The 20833-nt window shown below is 38.8% G+C and carries 12 protein-coding genes; 6 read left to right on the top strand and 6 right to left on the bottom strand.

Annotation, left to right across the window (positions count from 1 at the left end; all coding sequences use genetic code 11):
• Positions 1-18 precede the first annotated feature (18 nt).
• The 3 genes from BUF13_RS03195 (at position 19) to BUF13_RS03205 (ending at position 4677) form a co-directional block, all read left to right on the top strand.
• Entirely contained in the window at positions 19-1320 is a 1302-nt protein-coding gene (locus BUF13_RS03195; RefSeq protein WP_073570286.1) for an amidohydrolase family protein, read from the top strand.
• Positions 1321-1409: 89 nt separating this feature from the next.
• Complete coding sequence (locus tag BUF13_RS03200) at positions 1410-2579, top strand: C40 family peptidase (protein ID WP_073570287.1); 1170 nt, start codon at positions 1410-1412, stop codon at positions 2577-2579.
• Positions 2572-4677, top strand: a complete 2106-nt coding sequence (locus tag BUF13_RS03205; protein ID WP_073570288.1) for a M28 family peptidase — start codon at positions 2572-2574, stop codon at positions 4675-4677. Before BUF13_RS03200 ends, BUF13_RS03205 begins: the two co-directional genes overlap by 8 nt.
• 249 nt (positions 4678-4926) lie before the next feature.
• On the opposite strand, the gene BUF13_RS03210 is transcribed toward BUF13_RS03205, so the two are convergent.
• Complete coding sequence (locus tag BUF13_RS03210; protein WP_244547792.1) at positions 4927-6489, bottom strand: S8 family peptidase; 1563 nt, start codon at positions 6487-6489, stop codon at positions 4927-4929.
• Between the two features lie 305 nt (positions 6490-6794).
• Positions 6795-7706, bottom strand: a complete 912-nt coding sequence (locus BUF13_RS03215; protein WP_073570290.1) for a helix-turn-helix transcriptional regulator — start codon at positions 7704-7706, stop codon at positions 6795-6797.
• Positions 7707-7917: 211 nt separating this feature from the next.
• Between BUF13_RS03215 and BUF13_RS03220 the strand changes: the two genes are divergently transcribed.
• On the top strand, positions 7918-9141 hold the full coding sequence (locus tag BUF13_RS03220; RefSeq protein ID WP_073570291.1) for a BamA/TamA family outer membrane protein: 1224 nt from the start codon (positions 7918-7920) through the stop codon (positions 9139-9141).
• Between the two features lie 352 nt (positions 9142-9493).
• Positions 9494-11071, top strand: coding sequence for an ArnT family glycosyltransferase (locus BUF13_RS03225; RefSeq protein ID WP_073570292.1), 1578 nt, complete (start codon positions 9494-9496; stop codon positions 11069-11071).
• A 248-nt stretch (positions 11072-11319) separates the two neighbouring features.
• On the opposite strand, the gene BUF13_RS03230 is transcribed toward BUF13_RS03225, so the two are convergent.
• Both BUF13_RS03230 and BUF13_RS03235 read right to left on the bottom strand, forming a co-directional pair.
• Positions 11320-11718, bottom strand: coding sequence for an endonuclease domain-containing protein (locus BUF13_RS03230; RefSeq protein ID WP_073570293.1), 399 nt, complete (start codon positions 11716-11718; stop codon positions 11320-11322).
• 357 nt (positions 11719-12075) lie between these two features.
• Positions 12076-12591, bottom strand: coding sequence for a hypothetical protein (locus tag BUF13_RS03235; RefSeq protein ID WP_073570294.1), 516 nt, complete (start codon positions 12589-12591; stop codon positions 12076-12078).
• Between the two features lie 575 nt (positions 12592-13166).
• Between BUF13_RS03235 and smc the strand changes: the two genes are divergently transcribed.
• Complete coding sequence (smc, locus tag BUF13_RS03240) at positions 13167-16706, top strand: chromosome segregation protein SMC (protein WP_073570295.1); 3540 nt, start codon at positions 13167-13169, stop codon at positions 16704-16706.
• Here the strand turns inward: smc and BUF13_RS03245 are convergent.
• Both BUF13_RS03245 and BUF13_RS03250 read right to left on the bottom strand, forming a co-directional pair.
• Positions 16689-20078 (bottom strand): DUF3427 domain-containing protein, encoded by a 3390-nt coding sequence (locus BUF13_RS03245; RefSeq protein WP_073570296.1) that lies wholly within the window; start codon positions 20076-20078, stop codon positions 16689-16691. The genes smc and BUF13_RS03245 overlap by 18 nt on opposite strands.
• Entirely contained in the window at positions 20071-20466 is a 396-nt protein-coding gene (locus BUF13_RS03250) for a (deoxy)nucleoside triphosphate pyrophosphohydrolase (protein WP_073570297.1), read from the bottom strand. The genes BUF13_RS03245 and BUF13_RS03250 overlap by 8 nt, the downstream gene beginning before the upstream one ends.
• Positions 20467-20833 lie beyond the last annotated feature (367 nt).

The raw sequence follows: 20833 nt of genomic DNA on the forward strand, positions 1-20833 counted from the left end.
CCCCGAAAAAAAGAAGACATGAAAAGATTGAATAAAAGCTTTTTCGCCTTCCTACTGGCCTTGCTTCCTATGTTTGCAATGGCTCAGATCGACGGGGAATTTGTAAAACCTCGTTCAGGAAAGTTTTTGTTGCAAAATGCAACTGTACATACAATCACTAAAGGCGTATTGGAAAATACCTCAGTTTTGATTGAAAATGGAAAAATCGCACAAATCGGTTCCAGTATTACTGCAGGAGATGCAGAAGTAATTGATTGCTCAGGTTTAGTTATTTATCCAGGCATGATTGATGGCGGTACTACGCTAGGATTGGTCGAAGTAAACTCTGTTCCAGAAACTGTCGATTCACGTGAAATTGGAAATTTTGCTCCAAACATGCAGGCATTGACTGCTGTGAACCCTAATTCTGAGGCTGTTCCAGTGACTCGAGTTTCTGGGGTAACCACGGTTCTTACAGTTCCTCAAGGTGGACTTTTCCCAGGTACTGCAGCTTTGATCAATTTGGTAGGTTATACTCCTGATCAAATGTATGCTGGAGCAAAAGCTGTTGTGATGAATTTCCCTAGCTCTGGTAGAAGAGGTAGATGGGATCGTCGTAGCGATGATGATATCAAAAAAGAAAATGATAAAGCATTGAAAGAAGCAAATGAGCTCTGGGATAATGCTACGTCTTACTACGAATTAACTGAAAAAGGAGCTGAATTGGAATACTACCCAGAAATGGCTCAGTTAGCTAAAGTAATCTCTGGAGAACTTCCTTTGATGATAGAAGTTAATACAGCATCTGATATTCAGGGAGCATTAAAATGGATCGAAGGCAAAGATGCCAAATTCATTTTGAGTGGTGTTTCTGAAGGTTGGAGAGTAGCAGATGAGATTGCAAAAGCTGGAATACCAGTAATCACTGGTCCTATCCAAGCCCTTCCAACTCGTCAGTCTGACCGTTATGATGCAGCCTATTCCAATGCAGGTAAAATGTCCAAAGCTGGTGTGAAAGTAGCAATCCGAACAAATGACCAAGAAAATGTAAGAAACCTTCCTTTCCATGCAGCATTTGCTGCGGCTTATGGAATGGGTAAAGAAGAAGCATGGAAAGCTGTAACTATCACTCCTGCTGAAATCTTCGGTTTAGCTGATCAATTGGGATCTGTAGAGCAAGGAAAAGTTGCCAACTTGATCGTTGCAACAAAAGATCCATTTGAAACTAGTTCTCAGGTAATGCATGTATTCATCAATGGATACAGAATTCCTTTGAGCAACAGACATATCAGATTGTATCAGGAATTTTTGGAAAGATCTCCTGGATTAAATAAAAACTAATCTTTCCTAACCCAAATTAAAATGACCACAAGTTAATCCTTCTTTCGAGAAGGGTTACTTGTGGTTTTTGCCTTGATTATATTGAGAACATGAAACTCAAATCCAACTATTACCCTCTCCTATTTCTATCTCTGATTTTTGGATGCTCGGAAAAATCTGAGGACCCACGGATTACTCAAAAAATCGAAGAATTAAGACTGGAAGTCGCTCCGGATAAAAGAGTTGCACTTTGGAATATTTCCTTCGAAAATGATTCATTAAAAGGTGAAACTGACCAACCACAAGCTTTAGAGACTTTAACCTCAAGTTTAAAAGCTGATGGAATAGACTACATCAATGCAGTCGAAGAATTACCTCAAGCCTCCTTAGGAGATCAAACACGGGCTCTGGTAACGATTTCAGTGGCAAACATCAGAAGCAATCCAAGACATTCAGCAGAATTAGCTACTCAGGCGCTTTTGGGGACTCCATTGAAAGTCTTAAAAAAAGAAGGAACCTGGTATTTGGTCCAAACACCCGATGGCTATCTTTCATGGGTAGATGCTGCTGGAATCCAATTGATGACTGATGAGGAATTGGCTTCTTGGTTTACCAAACCGAAGGTAGTCTTCACTCCCCTTTCTGGCCATGTTTGGGATAGTCCTAAAGAAGAAATGATGGTTTCTGACTTGGTAGCTGGAAATATCCTTGTAGCTGAAGAAAGCAATGGAAAATGGGTGAAAGTAAGTCTTCCAGATGGCAGATCAGGATGGGTGGAAGATGAAACCCTAATGCCTTGGGAACAATGGATAGCAACAAGAGAAACTAGTGCTGATAAATTAATCACTACCGCCAAATCTATGATGGGCATTCCCTATCTATGGGGAGGTACATCTATCAAAGGTGTGGACTGTAGTGGTTTTACGAAGACAATCTATTACCTCAATGGTAAAGTAATTCCTCGGGATGCATCTCAACAAGTCAATGAAGGCGAAGAAGTGGATGTTGACAAAAACTGGGAGAACCTAGAGGTTGGGGACTTGCTTTTCTTTGGTGAAAAAGCCACTGATGACAAGAAAGAGAGAGTTGTACATGTGGGAATGTGGATTGGAAACAATGAATTTATCCATTCTAGAGGTAGAGTAAGAATTTCAAGTTTTGACCCAAATAGCCCTAATTTCGATGAGTATGAGCTCAATCGATACCTAAGAACCAAACGAATCATCAACAAACAATCTGACGGAGTAATTTCCGTCTCCGAACTTTTAACAAATGAGTAAACTAAATTTCAATCCCAAGAAATCCCTTGTATTGGGATCATTGGCTTTGGCACTTTCTGCCCAGGCTCAGGATGGTTTCTTCCAAAGCCATCTCGCAAAACAAAAGGCTATTGAGAAAGAATATCTTGATGCCGTAGACTTTGGAAGCTTCAAAGTTCATTTGAAGGAAATCACCAAAAACCCACACATTGCGGGAACCCCGGAAAATGAATTGGTACAGCAATACATGGCTAAAGTCATGTCCGATGCAGGAATGGATGTGAAATTGTATCCTTACGATGTATACCTTCCAAATCATCCGGGTGAATCTCATTTAGAGATCGTGTCACCTGTTAAAATGACCCTTTCTCAACAGGAAGCAATTCTCGAAGAAGATCCATTTACAGCAGATAAAAGATTATACCTAGGATTCAATGCCTTTTCTGGTTCTGGTGATGTGACTGCAGAAGTGGTTTATGCGAACTATGGAACCCGTGAAGACTTTGCGAAGCTCAAAGAAATGGGCATCGATTTGACAGGAAAAGTTGTCATAGCCAGATATGGAGGAAATTTCAGAGGCTACAAAGCAAAATATGCAGAACAAGCCGGAGCTATTGGCTTGGTAGTTTATACAGATCCTAAAGACAATGGATTCACGAAAGGAGATGTCTATCCTGATGGACCTTACTACAACGAAACCACCATCCAAAGAGGTTCCATGTTGACCTTAGATTGGACTGGTGACCCATTGACTCCAAATGAACCTGCTTTGCCACTAGAAGGTGACAAGAAGGTAAAAAGACTAGATCCAAAAGATGTAGCTCTACACAATATTCCAGTAACTCCTGTTGGATATGGCGCTGCAAAAGAAATCCTATCTAGAATGCAAGGACAGGCTGTTCCTGAAGCATGGCAAGGAGGTCTTCCTTTCGATTACAAGATCGAGGGTGGAGCAGATTTGAAAGTTCGTGTAATGGTTGAGCAGCCAGTTGACTTCATCCGTGCAAACAATGTGGTTGGTACTTTCAAAGGATCTAAATACCCTGATGAGTGGATTATTTTGGGAGCTCACTTTGATGCTTGGAGCTTTGGAGCTACTGATCCTAACTCAGGAACTGCAATGCTTTTAACATTGGCTGAAGCAATTGGAGAATTGGTGAAAGACGGAAAAGGACCAGAAAGATCCATTATGATTGGTCATTGGGATGCTGAAGAGCAAGGTGTAATTGGTTCTACTGAATGGGTAGAAGAAATGAGAGATCAATTGAAAGCAAATGCTATTGCTTATATGAACTTTGACGGTGGTGTGAATGGTAGAAACTTTGGTGCTTCAGCTGCTCCTTCATTGAAAAAGATCATCATGGATGCTGCTAAGGATGTTTCCTATCCTGATTCTGCAAAATCTGTTTATCAAGTTTGGGCAGGCAATAAAGAGGAGCCAAGAATGGGTAACCTAGGTGGTGGATCTGATCACATTGCTTTCTATATGCACGTAGGTGTTCCTAGTTTAGGCGGTGGTACCGGAGGATTGACTCCATATCACTCTAATTATGACAATTTCCATTATTACAGCAAATTCGTTGATCCTAGCTTCAAAATGGGTGGTATGGTTGCGCAGGTATTTGGATTGGTAGCTTTGCGTATGGCCAACGGTGACGTGATTCCTTACGATGTCCCTCGCTATGCTCAAGACTTGAAAGGTCACTTTGAAAATGCTGTGAAAAATGTTAAAACCATTGCTCCAGATTTCACTGAGTTTGATAAATCCAATGCCGCTTTGGCACAATTAGAAGCAAGCTCTACAGCATACCAAACAGCTTTGGATGCGGCTTTGAAGAGTGGTTCAATCTCAGACAAGGATTTGAAAAAGATCAATGAAGAATTGATTGGCTTGGAAAAAAGCTGGATCGATCCTAAGGGAATGTATTACGGAGAGTGGTACAAATCACTTTACGTTTGTAATGATCCTTTCTCTGGCTACGCTTCCTGGATCCTACCGGGGATCCAATATGAAGTAGCGATCAACAGAACAGAAAAATTAGAAGAATGGGATGGTCGCTATGCAAAAGCTATTTCATCTTTGGCTAAGAAAATCGAGCAGATTACGAAGCAACTTTAAGAAGATCTCTTTTGAGTCAGGCTGAGCGAAATCGAAGCCTCAATCTTAAGAATAGAAAAAAGCCCAATTGGATATTTCAATTGGGCTTTTTTCTTGAATTCTCAGGTGAGCCACATGAGTGTCTTCAATCATAGATTTATTTAAGGAATGAATTGTTCTTGATGACACGAACAATGGCTAGAAAAAATAGAAAAAAGAGGTCCAATTCTTCATTGAATTGGACCTCTTTAATTTAATAAGAGAAATTACTCAATTAACAGCTGCAGCAGCATTCAAATTACCATAGCCATATTCAGAACTTTTAGAAGGGTATAAATCAGAAGTCTCTTTCATTTTTTGCAAAACCTGATCCCTACTCCATCCTGGATTTTTCCCCCAAACCAGAGCTGCAATTCCGGATGCTGTGGATGTAGCTACAGATGAACCACCGACCGTTGATGGAGTATTACTATACAAGGCTGTTGTCAAAGGTTTGGTATTGGTACCAGACCTTTCCATCACCACAGTAAAATCCACTTTAGAGCCTGAATGACAAGTATCACAACGTTGATATCCTGTCCCTTCTTTTACTCCAGTTACAGCAACTGTCTCAGACATCGTAGCAGGAAATATAACACCATACCAATTTGTAAAAGAAGTTGAGGTACCTGCCGCCGCAAAGATCAATTTGCCGCGATTGTATGCGTATCGAACCCCATCTGCCACTTTGGAATTAGAGAATATATCTCCAATGGACATGGAAATGATTTTGACATCTGATCTTTTTCCTAATAGCACTAAAGCCTCAGCTACTCCATCTTTTTCATTTCCGCTATTGACTACCACATCACTTGTTCCTCGAACAGATACCAAATTAGAGTTATAAGCCACTCCGACTGCATTTCCAACAGCATTTCTAGGAGAAGCAATTACACCTGCCATAGCTGTTCCATGACCGCATTGATCATTGGGTCCATCATATTTCTTCCACCACCAATATCCAGTTTGATAAGTACCATATTTTTGAACCGTTCTTCCTGATGAATAACCTGAATTAAATGAAGCATTCAATAAAGGTTGATCTGGTGAAAGACCTGTATCAATCAAGCCTACAGTGATCCCTTGTCCAGTGCTTTGTGGCCAAGCATTTTGAATTCCCATATCCTCATAGTTCCATGAAGATTTCGCAGAAGGATTAATCACTACATAATCTGAAGAGGAAATGCTTTGAGGATCATTTTCACAACCAGAATCACTTAGATACCGAGCATCAGGATCGGCAGTGTCCAATAAAGCGTAGTTAAACTCATATCCTCGAGGTTCTAAATAACGAACCTCTCCCATTTGACGGAGATTGGTCAAAACTCCAATGTCAGTGATCTTCACTTCAATAAATGGCAAATCACTATGAACAACAGATGATTCACCTGCAATTCTGAATCTTGGACTTTGATTTTGGGTCTGTGTTTCTTCCACCAACTCCAAAACTTTTCTAGCAGCATTTTGCCAGCGTGGATCTGAAACTTCCTCTAATCCAATTCTTGAATTTGCAGAGGTTTCGCCCGATGGTTGATACCCAATTGTCAAAGTAGAATCCGAATGCATCAATGCCGACCAAACCAGTCGGTCACTTTGATCTGCCCAAATAAAATCTCCTGTTTCCTTAAGTGACTGTAAAATCAGCTGATCAATTTCATCTTGAGGAATAATCGAATCCTGATTTTTCATTTGATCCGAACCGGATATCATTGGCTGCTCGTCTTCTTTACAAGCTTGAAATATCAACGCTAGAAAAAATAGCATTGAAAGAATTTTAAAAGTATTCTTCATCATAAAAATGGGTTTAGGTTAATGATAATGAGGAATTTACGTGAATTCTTTAAAAAATACAATTAAGAGAAGAGATATGACTGGGTCGAAATATACTTCGCTTCGCTACGTGAGATATGCCTTCGGCAAGATATAATTCTATCTGCGGCAGCTATCTTAATAATTATCTGCCCGCAGGGCTTTCTTAATTAAAAGAAAAGGCATCGCCTAGATACAATCTCCTTCGTCGATTGAGATAAGCATTCGGTGAGATTTAATTCTATCTGCGAAAGCTATCTTAATCCATCTGCCCGCAGGGCTATCTTGATTTAAAACACCGCCTTCTCCAATTGCTCCTGCAAATAAGCTTTGATCTCCTCTCCTTCTTCAACTTTGATTTCGCCAGGAAGACCCATAATAAACCTCCCTATCCCTGGAAGATGTGGTACCTCTCCTTCAAAAAAGTATTGATTCCTATTCTTAATGAAAAGGAATGGCTTCGCATTTGGATGCTCCTCCAACATCAATTGATAAGCCTTTTTACTCAATTTCAATTTGATCTTAAAACGATTCTTACCAGTAAATCCAAAAAGTGACTCTTGTGGCAATTCATGTTTGGCAGCATATTTCCAAGAATCAGAAGTAATCAAAACCTCACCAATTCGCTCGATTTTAAAAATCTTCATGGACTTACTTTCCACTTCAAAGGCATGGATAGACTCGTAATTACTTGAAAATGCCACTGGCTCGACCAATCGATCACTGGTGGTATCACTACTTAAAGAATAATAGTCTCTCAATAAAATCTGCTTTTGTCCCTGAATTGCCTTCCCTATTTCATCTACCAATCGACCTAGATTTGCTTTGAACAATTCAGCAGTACCTTGCTTCAATTCGGATCGAAGCTGTAGCTTTTGTAATACAGAATCCTTCAACAAGTTCTTTTTCCCCTGAGATTCAATCATCGACTGAAGCCATTGACTTTCCTCTGCAGAAAAAGTACTGTAATTCATCGTTGGATCTTGGCCCGCAGGCTCTTTCAGTTTGTACTTGCTAAACTCCTTGATAACCTCAAAGCCCAAAGCTTCTAGCAATTTGAAATAGCGATAGATAGTTCGCTCATCAGTTTCCAATAGCTCGGCCAAACGATGAACAGGCTTTCCAATATTACCCTGAAGAAGATTGATCAATTTAAAAACACGAAGGATTTTCTGCTGTTCTACTTTACCTGCCTGAGCCATATCATCAAAATTTATAACAGTTCAAAAATAGAGACAATACCTTACAATATGATTTCTCATGACACTATTTGTCACAGCCAGAATTATGATTTTTTGCACAAAAACATCAAATAATCAAATTTCAATATTCACTTCATGAATTATATAGGTAGATTTATTTATTCAAAAATTTAATTGAAATACTAAACCCAGTTTTTAAATACCAAAATTTATGAAAAAGATCATATTGAGTTTGGGATTGAGTTTCTTTTTATCTGCATCACTTTTTGCTCAAGAAGCTGATAGTGTGAAGGTGAAAGAAGAGAAAAACATGAAGTTACTTCTCATACCTGTTTTAGCCTCTTCGCCTGCTACAGGATTTATGTTTGGAGTAGCTCCTGCGATTACATTTATCAAAGGAGACCCCAAGACAACTGCTATTTCATCTTATTTAGGATCAGCTGTTTATACAACTCAAAAGCAGCTATTACTGACATTCAAGGGAAATCTTTTCTTTGAAAACAACGAATGGCTTTTGATGAATGACTGGAGATATTTCATCACTTCCCAGCCTACTTTCGGATTAGGAACTGGTCCACAATCAGCTCGATTGGTAAGTACAGGAATTGAATATGAGGATGGATTGACTAGCCAGGCAATTGACGAGGCTCAATTCATGAAATTCAACTTTCTGAGATTGCATCAGACCTTATTGAAAAAAGTGAATTCAAATGGGCTTTATGCCGGTATTGGGTACCATTTGGATATTCATTCCAAGATCGAAGATCAATTGTTGGATCTAGAAGCTGATCCACCTGTGATTACAAGTCATTATGCCTATAGCACCAAGTATGGAATCAATCCTGAGAAATATACTTTATCTGGTGTCTCTGGAAATGTGATCTACGACACTCGTGACAACACCGTCAATGCCTATCATGGCCGCTATGCTTTTCTTTCTTTGAAAGGGAATCCAACTTGGTTGGGAAGCACCGTAGGTTCTTCTACCCTTTGGGCTGAGTATAGAGACTATTTCACTTTGAATCCGGATCGACCGAGAAACCTGATTGCTTTCTGGGCATATGGTAATTTCCAAACTGGTGGAGCTCTTCCATATTTGGATTTGCCTGCTTTGGGTTGGGATCAATTTGGCAGATCCGGCAGAGCCTATCCTCAAGGAAGGTTCAGAGGACAATCTTTGGTGTATTCTGAATTGGAATGGAGGTTTCCACTGCAGCAAAACAATGATCGTTGGGGTGGTGTAATCTTTGGAAATATTTCATCAGCTACCAATAAAGATGCTGAAATCAAAATGTTCAAATACATGAATACAGGTGTTGGATTGGGAGTGAGATTTATGTTGGACAAGCAAAAAAGACAAAACTTGGCCCTGGATTACGCTTGGGGTAATTACGGAGCGAGCGGCTTCTATCTCAGTGTAAACGAGGTTTTCTAAAAAAATAAAATGTTTGGAGAAGGTTCAAGTTAAACACTTGAGCCTTTTTCTTTTTATGATTGTCCGCAATTTTGCCATTTTCAATCTTTCAACCATTAATTCTCCAATCTCTAAAAATATCGAACATCGAATGATGAATGTTGAATAATGAAGAAGGGAAAAAGGAATGATTCGAGTTCAAATTTTGATTAGGAATGGTGCTTTAGCCTATTCCTTCAAAATCAATGATTACTCTAACCTGGCTTTAGCCCAATCGGTGATTTAATGATTTGGGCTAAAGCGGATATTCAAATTTCTTTTTCATACAAATAACAAACTCCCCCTATTTTTTATTTTTATCTTGTTCAAGAAGATGAGTCAGATTAGTGTAAGACATTTCACCCAAGAGCAATGGATTCCTATTACAGGAGTTCTTTTTTTATTTCTTTTTTGGGTCCTGGGATATGATGGAATCACCTTTAGCGATGATGTCTATTATATTTTGGCAGGAAGGGACTTTTGGAATGGTGAAATGGAAGTCAATTCCTACCATTTTTCCAGTCGTTGGGGAGCCTATATTCCAGCAGGATTGATGGGCTTGATTTTCGGCTTTGACGCCCGTTGGTTTTCCCTGATTTCTTTGCTAGCCTATGTTGGGTCTTATTTACTCATTCTCAAATTAATTACCGATCCTAAGGAGAAGATCATCTTTTCTTTATGGTTTTTAACTCAGGTTTATCTCCTTCATTTCTTGACCAAAGTCTATCCAGATAGCCTTCTGGTCTTTTGCGTCGTCTTGGCTGTATTTGGAGCAAGTATTCGGAGAACATATCCCGTTGGCGGAGGAAAACTATTGATGGTAGGACTCACTTTGGGCTTTATCACCAAGGAAACAATTGTCCTTCTCTTTCCTCTTCCTTTGATTTTGATGTGGATTGACTGGAAGTCAAACAAATTCCAAAAGTCCTTTTACCTCACCTTTTTCATTTTCTCAACATTGGCAGGATTGCTCTATTTGGGCTATTTCTGGGCAAAGTTTGGAGATCCTTTGTATCGGATTACCAGTATCAATGCGGGACATTATGTTTCCGAGTTCACTTATGCGGATAAAGGTTGGACTTCTATCCTTAAAAGGATTACGATTACTCCTATTTTGACTTTTATCGAAAGAGCCTATTGGCCTTGGTTGGTATTTGCTATTCCAGGACTTTACAGAGGATTAAAGAAGAAAGAAGATGTCATATTCGAATTCTCAATTGCCTTTTTATGTCTTTTGATTGGCTTCTGGTTTATGACTTCCACCTTGGAGTTTTACAATCCTATTTATCTGAACCCAAGACACTTGATCATATTGGTTCCAATCATGGCTTTCTTGATAGCCAAAGGCTGGAAAACCTGGAATGAATCCAAAAATTGGAAATGGATTTTAACCATCCTTTTAGGCCTTGGCGCCATATATTCCATAATCATCATGGATAAAAAAATGATTGGCTTTTCAGTGGCGTTCATCTACTTGATATGGTCTAATTTCAAGAGAAATCACCAGTTAAAATACTTTGCAATCCTGCTGTTTATACCGGCTATTGCTTCAGCTGTTTATCAATTCCAAACCAAGCAATACAGTTCTTTTACTCATAGCCTAGAATCCGAATTAGAAGAAGTAGAGGATTCTCCTATCTTGGTCAATAACTTTGTGTATTTCAGCAAAGAGTTGCTTTTAAATGATGTTCAGAATCAGAATAACCTTTTGATTCCCATTGAGAAGGCTGATTCCATCCTACAAACTCATCCCGAAAAACTCCGAGTTTTGATTTACAACTATTACCAACATGCCTATCCTCAAGAACAAGAGGATATTGAAAAAATGGAAGGTTTATTTAAGGGCAAATATGAGTTGGTAGAGGAAAGAGAAGAGGGATTGGTGGAGATAAGGGAGTTTAGGAAGAAATAGGTTCAAATCAATCCCCCTTTCTAAGGGGGAATTGTCACTGCTAAGATTCAAATTATCAATTATTTAAGCCTTTCAGGATGTGTTGAGAATTCAATTTTATAATTGATAGTTAAATTTAAGACGTAACCAATCCCCCTTTCTTAAAGGGGGTTAGGGGGATTAAAAAACGCAGCAAACCCCTCTTCAAATGGGGTAATGGAGATTAGAAAGCAGAAGACATGTCACTATCTCAAAGCTGATAAAGAGATTTACTTAAAATATGTCTTCTCCAAACCCTTTTCCGCCTCAATCTGATCAATCAATTCATTCAGGTCTTCCAATACCTGCATGATATTTCTTTTGATCTCAAAATCTTGAATTCTTAAGAATTTTAGGCCCAACTCCTCCAATATTTTTTGTCTTTCAGCATCCTCAGTAACAGCGAATTCTGAAAAATGTGAATCTCCATCCACTTCAATAACCAAATCCAATTTTTTACAGTAAAAATCTACAATGTAGTTATCCAAAGGTTTCTGCCTATTAAATCCATATCCCCGAAAACACTTAGCCCTTAAATATTTCCAAAGTAAAACCTCAGATAACGTTGAGTGAGATCTAAGCTCTCTTGAAAAATCTTTAAGGTTTCGGTTATAAGGTAAAAAGTACATTAAGGAATTTAGTGATTTTTAGTTGATCGATCCCTTTTTATAATATCAATCCCCCTAGTCCCATTATATTAATCCCCCTACCCCCCTTACTAAGGGAGAATTGACTCATCCAGATTTCAATTACTGCTTTTAATTAGATTTTCTATCTGGTTGTGAATACAATTTTGATACAGAAAATAAATATTCAAATCAATCCCCCTTACCCCCTTACCAAGGGGGAATTGTCTCTACCAGATTTCAACCTACTGCTTATTAATAGGATTTTTTATCCAGTTAGGAATACAATTTTGAAATAGAAAATAATAATTAGACGTTACAAATCCCCTTTTCTCAAAGGGGGGGAAGGGGGATTAAATCCTAAAAATGCTTCCTATCCAATATCTCCTTCAAAACCACCGCATCTTTGACAGTTTTGGGATCTTTGAGCAAGGAGGAATAACGGTTTCTTGGCTTTGATTTTTGTTCGTATACTTTCTCCACAACAGATGGAATCGTAGGGATTCCCTTGGAGGTTTTTAACAATTCAGATTGGGTTTTCTCAAAGGCTTCTTCATAATAGCTGATCTCATCATCTTGCTCTTGCAAACTCTTATATCGAGTTCTTTTGATAGGTTCAGCTTTTACCGGTTCAAATCGTTCTTCTCTTCTTTTCTCCTGAGCAGGAGGAGCTGGAACAGGTTGAGATGGTCTTCTTTTTCCTTGCTGAGCATCACGGATTTCTTTCAAAAGGTCTTCAAAAGACACCCCTTTTTCAGGCTGAGATGGCTCAGATTCAGGCATATCTATATCCTCAGCACCTTTCTTCTTCTTTGTTGCCTGATAGATGAAGTAGGCGATCAATGCGACGATATAAATGATATTTCCGATATCCATGAGTTTAAGGTACTAATTTCAATAGAAATACAATACTTCTTTCAGACAAGGTCGGAATATATCTCTGAATAGCTTTAACATTTGAATCAAGATAGCCCTGCGGACAGATAATTATTAAGATAGCTGTCGCAGATAAGGACTTATCTCGCCATAGGTTTATCTCACGAAGCGAAGCGGAGTAAATCTTGGCGAAGGCTTATCTTGAAATAGATCAAGATAGCCCCGTTAGCAGATATTTATTAAGATAGCTATGCAGACAGTATCATATCTCGCCGAAGGCTTATCTAAATCGACGAAGGAGATTGTATCTAGGCGAAGCCTTATCTTGAAATAGATTAAGATAGCTATGCATATAAAATCATATCTTGCCGTAGGCTTATCTCAATCGACGAAGGAGAATGTATCTAGACGAAGCCTTATCTTGAAATAGATCAAGATAGCCCTTCGGGCTGATAAATATTTGGATAGCTGACGCAGATAGGAATCTATCTCGCCATAGCCTTATCTCACAATATATCTTTCAATTTTCCAATAATGGTACTATTTTGTTTCCTTTTAGAAGGAGATAAAAACGCATGCTGCTTAGTAAACTGGAGATCAAGGGCTTTAAAAGTTTTGGAGATAAAATGGTGATCAACTTTGACAAGGGGATTACCGGAGTAGTTGGGCCAAATGGTTGTGGAAAGTCAAATGTAGTCGATGCCATCCGTTGGGTCTTAGGAGAGCAGAAAACACGGATGTTGCGCTCCGATAAGATGGAAAATGTCATCTTCAACGGGACCAAAAACCGGAAGCCATCTAATCTTGCCGAAGTTTCTCTGACCTTCGAAAACACCAAAAACCTCCTTCCTACCGAGTACACGCATGTGACGATTACCCGTCGATACTATCGTTCTGGGGAAAGTGAATACCAGATCAATGGCGTGACTTGCCGACTCAAGGACATCACCAATCTCTTTATGGACACAGGGATCAATTCCAATTCCTACGCCATCATTGAGTTGAAGATGATCGATGAGTTGCTCAATGATAAAAACAACTCCAGAAGGGATCTTTTCGAGGAAGCTGCAGGGATATCCAAGTTCAAAACCCGAAAGAAAGAAACCCTTCGAAAGCTGGAAGATACTGATGCGGATCTGGATCGTGTGGAAGATTTGCTCTATGAGATCGAGAAAAACCTCAAATCTCTGGAAAAGCAGGCCAAGCAAGCAGCCAAGTACTTTGAAATTAAAAAGGAATACAAAGCCGCTTCCATCAATCTGGCTAAGAAAAGCATAGAGAAATACACCAATTCCTTGCTGGAAACCAACCAGAAAATCCAGGATGAATCGGATCGCAAGCTTTCTTTCCAAACTCAAATCGCCGATCAGGAGGCAATGTTGACTCAGCTGAAGACGGATTTGATTTCGAAGGAAAAATTGCTGGCTTCCCGTCAGAAAACCCTAAACGAACATGTCAATAAGATCCGTTCATTCGAATCGGAGAAAAAGATAAAAAACGAGCGTCTTCGCTTTTTGGAAGATCGTTCCCAGAAATTGCGTGAGCAGATCGATGCAGATCGCAAATCCAATGATCGAGCGGGTTTTTCCATTCGTTCTTTGCAACAGGAAATGGAATCCGCAGCCAAGATTTTGGCAGAAAAGGAACATATCGTCTCCGAACTAAGGGATGCCTATGAATCCCAAAAGCAGATTCAATCCGAAAAGCAATTGCAGCAAAAGAGCCAGCAACAGGCTTTTGAATCTCTGAAAGAAAAGGTCTATCAATTGACCAAGGATCTGGAAGTGAAGCAGATTCAGCTTTCTACCTTGAAACAAGAACTGGAAAGAACTTCATCAGATGATTCCCATCAGGAAGCTTCTTTGGTGGATTTCGAAGCCAAGATTGTTGATTTCAAAACTGAACTGGATGATGCCACTGCGGAATATGAAAGCTTAAAAAAGAAGCAGGAAGATCTGGATCAGAAGATTGAGGATTCGAACAAAGTGATTGAAATGATCCGGGAGGAACTGACCCAATCGGCCAGAAAGCTGGATTCCAAGCAAAACGAATACAACCTGACCAAGTCTTTGGTGGAGAATCTGGAAGGTTTTCCAGAGGCCATCAAATTCCTGAAAAAGAACAATTCCTGGGGGAAAGATACCCCTCTCCTTTCCGATTTGTTGACCACGGATGAGAAATACCGGGTGACGATTGAAAACTACCTGGAGGGCTATATGAACTACTATGTGGTGGAAACCGAAGCCCAGGCAATCGCTGCCATTTCCCTCCTTTCGGATGCATCCCGTGGCAAGGCCAACTTCTTTGTTTTGGAGCATTTTGAGCGGTTCAAACCGAGTCAATCCAAGTTATTTGCCAATGCCATCGCGGCAACGGAGATCATTGAATTTGATGTCAAATACTCCCGACTGATCAATCATATTCTGGACAATGTCTACATCGTTCAGGGGGATTACAAGGAGTTTCCAGACGATAATGATGCCATCTTTATTTCCGAAAGTGGAAAGTACACCAAACGCAAATTCTCTCTTTCCGGAGGATCTGTGGGGCTTTTCGAAGGAAAAAGAATCGGTAGAGCCAAGAACTTGGAAAAGCTGGATAAGGAGATCAAAGACCTGAATAAGAAAGTTTCAGCTACCCGTTCCAATCTGGATCAGAAGCTTTCTGACCTGATGAAGCTGAAGGAGATTTCCTACAAAAAATCTCTCGAGGAAAAGCAGGCACAGATTTCTGAAATCAATCAGCAGTACGTTTCCATCCGAACCAAAAAGGAACAATTGGCGGAGCTGCTTTCTTCTAATGCCAATAAGCGGGAGGATATCCTGGATCGTATTGCGGAGCTAGAGGAAAGTCTGGCTTATATCCAACCGGAACTCCTGGACAATCGTGGGGAATATGAATCCGCTGCTCAGGATCTGGATATTTTGACTTCGGATTTAGAAACAGAATCCGGTTTGTTGACTGAGAAATCTCAGGCTTTCAATCAGGAGAATATACTCTATCATCAGCAGCTCAACCGGGTGAATAGCCTGGAGCAGGAGATTGAATTCAAGCAGAATGCTTACGAGGGTTCCAAGGAAAGAATAGAAAAGTCCCAGGCTGAATTGGCTTCACTGGATTCGGAGATCAAGTCTTTGTTGGAAAACAATGAGGTCAAGGATGATGAATTGATTGAGCTGTATTCGGAAAAGGAAACCATAGAAGCCGGTGTTACCGAGGCTGAGAAAGATTATTATGGAAGCCGTGGACTGATCGATGAGACGGATCAGAAGATTCGCTCCTTGCAAAAGTCCAAGGAAAGCCATGATACCTTGGTGCATGAGCTTCAGAACTCTATCAATGAAGTCAAACTCAAGATGACTTCCATGAAGGAACGCCTTAGCGTGGAGTTTGAACTGGATCTGGATCAGCTGATGGAGGAAAATCCGGGCTTGGATGAACCTTTCTTGGAGTTTTCTGAAGAAGAACTTCGCCACTTGGTCAACAAGCAGAAAGAAAAGCTGGAAAAGATCGGTCCGATCAACCCGATGGCTATGGAAGCCTACGATGAGATTAAGGAGAGACATGACTTTATTCAGGGACAGAAAGAAGATCTGGAAAAGGCCAAAGAATCCTTATTGAAGACGATTCAGGAGATAGATGATGTGGCCAAAGAGACCTTCCTGACTGCTTTTGACCAGATCAAGGAAAACTTTGTCAAGGTATTCCGTTCCCTATTTACCGAGCAGGATGATTGTGATCTGAAGCTTACTGATCCGGATAATCCTTTGGAATCTACCATTGAGATTATGGCGAAGCCTAAGGGCAAAAGACCTTTGACGATCAATCAGCTTTCCGGAGGAGAGAAGACCCTAACCGCCACTTCCCTACTCTTCTCCATTTACCTGCTGAAGCCTGCGCCATTCTGTATTTTTGATGAGGTGGATGCGCCGCTTGATGATGCCAATATTGATAAGTTCAATACGATTATCCAGCGCTTTAGTGGAGAGTCCCAGTTTATTATCGTGACCCATAATAAGCGAACCATGGCCAGCACCGATATTATCTATGGCATTACCATGATCGAAGCAGGTGTTTCCAGAGTGGTACCGGTGGATTTAAGGGAGTTGGCGTAGAATCATAACAAATTCTCCAACAATCCTCATTTCTGGTGCATTATCTTCTGTTATGATAATATCTTGATATGAGTTGTCGTATGAGTTAGGTCTTAATACAATGGAAGTATGTTCCCATGATTCTTCTGAAACAGATTTTTCGCTAGAATAGGTTTTGATAGTAAAAGCCGAGTTGAAATCAGGGTCTTGAATATCTCTGTTTTCTATCAACAAAATTTTTCCATTCCTTGAACCACCAGTATATGGTTTGAATACGCAAATAGACCCATTCGGTATAACTCTATTCATTGATTCTCCAATTATCTTACAAGCAAAATATTTTTTACCAAAACTGTTCTCGGGGCCCTCAATAAGTGTAAAGTTCTTTTCGGATTGTAATTCGCTAAATGTTCCTGCAGCTGCATAGAAATCATATAATGGAATGGGATTTCTCAATTCATTTTCAAAATTGATAGTTTGCTGAATTGGAATAGATTTGTTTATTTTTTCTTTATATTTTGATTTTTCGACTTGATTTACTTTGTCTGTTGTCATGTATTTATATAGACTATCTATTACAGGTTTTTCAAGATGAAACTTAAAATGAACAACAGGTATCCTAGAATTTGGCATTAAAGCCTGTTCAATTGAATTAGGAATAATTGAAACATCACCCATAAAGTAAAAATCAGAGCCCTCTCCATCCTCCTTTTTAACAAATAATAAAATTCGAGTTGAATTTACCACTGATCGAATTTCAGTACTATTAAGTTTTCTATTTGACCTCGATTCCCAAGCAAATGTTGATGGGTTAATGAAATGGTCATTGTAATTTATGGTATTTTCTATCTCATCAGATTTATGATATGTTACAAAACAAGGTGTAATCCCACCGTGTGTGCGATACCCATAAACTGTACTACTGATATCTTTTTCCCAATTTAACAAGCGGCATACGTCCTTGCGGCTGTATTTGTTGTACAGAATTAACCCATTTTTATAGTTATCTTCCTTGTATAGAATAGAAAAAGTATGAATTGAGTAATTAATTGAATCTAAGAGAAAATGTTTGAAGATGGGATTGCTTAAAGATTTTATGAAAGTGTCATATAAATAAAAGATATTATCCTTCAAATAGATATTCTTTTCATTCTTTCTAACAAACTCAAAATTCAAATTAGAAACACAAGATTGTATGGTCTCATCAGAAATGGAATAGTTATATTTTTTAAGAACCAATTCTCTCAAGTCTTTCACCCTAAGTTCTCCAGAGTCAATTATTATTTTGAGAATCAAACTTTCTTCAACTCGTTTTGCGTTGTTAATTTCTTTAGAAAACAATTCCAACAAATTCTCTTGTTGTTTTGATAATGCTGGTTCTTCTGGTTTCTCAACTTTTAAGAAGAAGTTGTAATAAGAATTCGAATAATCTACGTACAGGAAAGGATCGCGAGAACCATGCTCAATAAAGTCCATCATCATTGGAGCTCTACCCAACTTGAATTTCAAAAGGTTGTAATCCTTTTTCAAGTCAGCAAGTAATTGCATGTTGGCAGAGTCAATAGATTGAAAAATTTTCTCTCTTGATATTTCATCAAAATTGATAGTAGAAGATCCCGGGATCATTCTACTGCCTTCAGTTATCAATTTTCTTAGAGAGTCTTTATTGTATGATGTGTCGCCATACAAGGCAATAGGGATGAGGTAATTGTTTTCGTAATTTCCGATGAAATCGATAACCGTTAAATAGCCTTTTCCCTCAGCTTTTCTTAATCCTCTTCCCAGTTGTTGAATAAAAATAATAGCTGAATCTGTAGGTCGGAGCATGATAATCTGATTGATTTTTGGAATGTCAATCCCTTCGTTGAAAATGTCTACTGTAAAAATGTAGTCGATTTTTTCACTTAGGTTATCCGTCTCTAACTTTTCAATTGCTCTTGCTCTTTCTTCTTCAGAATCATCTCCCGTTAAGGCTATAGTTTTTAGTCCTTTTGAGTTGAATAAACCGGATAGTTCAATTGCTTCGTTCTTTCTTGAACAGAAGATCAAACCTCTCGTTATTCCATTATCACTTCCATAAAACTGTGCGTGCTCAATGATTCGTTCAACCCGCTCACTTGAAACTAAATATCTGAAATCTGATTTTTTGTCGACTTCCTCGTTGTCTATCGATAAATCGGTAACTCCATAGTAATGAAAGGAACTAAGCATTTCCTCTTCCATTGCTCTGCTTAATCGGATTTCATAAGCAATGTTGTGATCAAACAGTTGAAAAATATCGTTACCATCTGTCCGCTCCGGAGTAGCAGTCATTCCTAGCAGGAACTTTGGCTCAAAGTGCTCAATCAGTCGCAAATATGAATCAGCACCCGACCTGTGAGTTTCATCAATAATTATGTAGTCAAAATGATCTTTCGAGAAATTGTCCAGGTGATTTGCTTTCGAAATAGTTTGAATAGTTGAGAATACAAAGTCACAATCTAAATCCCGTTGACTCCCGGAATATAAACCCATGGTTTTATCGCTGCCGAAGACATTCCGAAATGTATTCAGTGAGTCTTTAGCAATTGTCAACCGATGAACTACGAAAAGTAATTTTTTAGGGTTAAAAGCTTGAGAATCAAACGCGGATAAATACGTTTTTCCAGTTCCTGTTGCCGAAATGATCAGCGCTTTGTTTTTGCCCTCAGCCCGCAAATTACTAAGATTTTCCAATGCTTCTTTTTGCATTGAATTTGGACTGATAAGCGGCTGAGATGTGTCTAAGCTTTCAGGAGTGCTGTTTCCATTTGAAAGAAATTGACTTTGATAAATCGCTTCATAAGTCTTAATATATTCAGCGGTAACAGGTGTTGCTTTTTCAAAATCTGAGTGAAACTCTTGCAACACTTTTTCAACAATACCACTTTGGTCTAATGCAGAGACTTTAATATTCCACTCTTTGTTGGTGGATAACGCCTGTGCAGTCAGGTTACTGCTGCCAACAATTAAGTTGAAGTGATCTCTGTTTTTGAAAATGTATCCTTTACTATGAGCGTTCCCTGTTGTGGCGATTCTTAGGTCTATGTTTTTAAACTGTAAAAGTCTTTTTAGTGCTTCAGGTTGGGTAAAATTTAAGTACTGAGAAACCAATATTTCACCCTTTATTTCTCTGCTTTCAAGCTCTTTGAGTTTGTTGATTATGGCGGCAACACCGCTAGTTGTTGCAAATGCAACGGAGATAAAAAACTGGTTGCAATTTTCAAGTTCGTGAAGAATTGTTGTCAGAACCTTTTTTGGCGGATTCTTTTGATTGACGAGCAATTCTGGTTGATAGTGCAGACTTGATAAAATGGATTTATCTACATAACCCGTTTGTAAGCTCTGGTTGAAACTTTGGATTAGTTCATCCATTCGAAACCAGTTTTTCTACAATCGGAATATCTGCTGCAGCCCAATCCAAATCTGGAAGTTCATTAATAGTCAGCCACTTTTGATCTATATGTTCATGAAGTGTGAGTTCTTTGGAATCAACCTCACAGATAAAACTGTGCATGGTTAATTCAAAGTCTGGATACTCATGAACAACGGTAAGAAAGAAGGTTTTGATATTGGTTGAAACATTCAATTCTTCCAAAAGCTCGCGATGTAATGCTTCTTCTTTGGTTTCTCCTTGTTCAATTTTGCCTCCGGGAAACTCAAATTTCTCTGATATATAATGGAGTTTGTTTTTTGGTCTTTGAACACAGAGTATCTCATCTTTAAAATATATTACACCTGCAACAACTTCAACTTTTTTCATTAATAATTTTTCTATTAAATAATAGGAACTTGTTTCATTGATAATTCTCCAGAAAATGATTTAAACCTTTAATTATACTAGAAAATCCTCTTTCTAAATTAATGAAACAAATTGTTTGGATGCTTAAAAAAATAAAAATCAATACCACGAAAAACAATAAAAAAATCAAAAGTTCAAATTTTTCAATCCAAAACTAGCATCAAAAATTAGTAATAAATCTTAGTATCGAAGCCAATAAGACCATTCTCCTCAGAAAACTTGGGAACTGCTACTTTGGGCCTTTTGTAAGGTTTGGGTTTCATAGAAGTAAAATACCAGAAAGCTCCTTGTTTTCAAAAAGTATAGAAATTTAGGATTCAATCCTTTT

Source organism: Algoriphagus zhangzhouensis (assembly GCF_900148515.1).
Taxonomy (GTDB): domain Bacteria; phylum Bacteroidota; class Bacteroidia; order Cytophagales; family Cyclobacteriaceae; genus Algoriphagus; species Algoriphagus zhangzhouensis.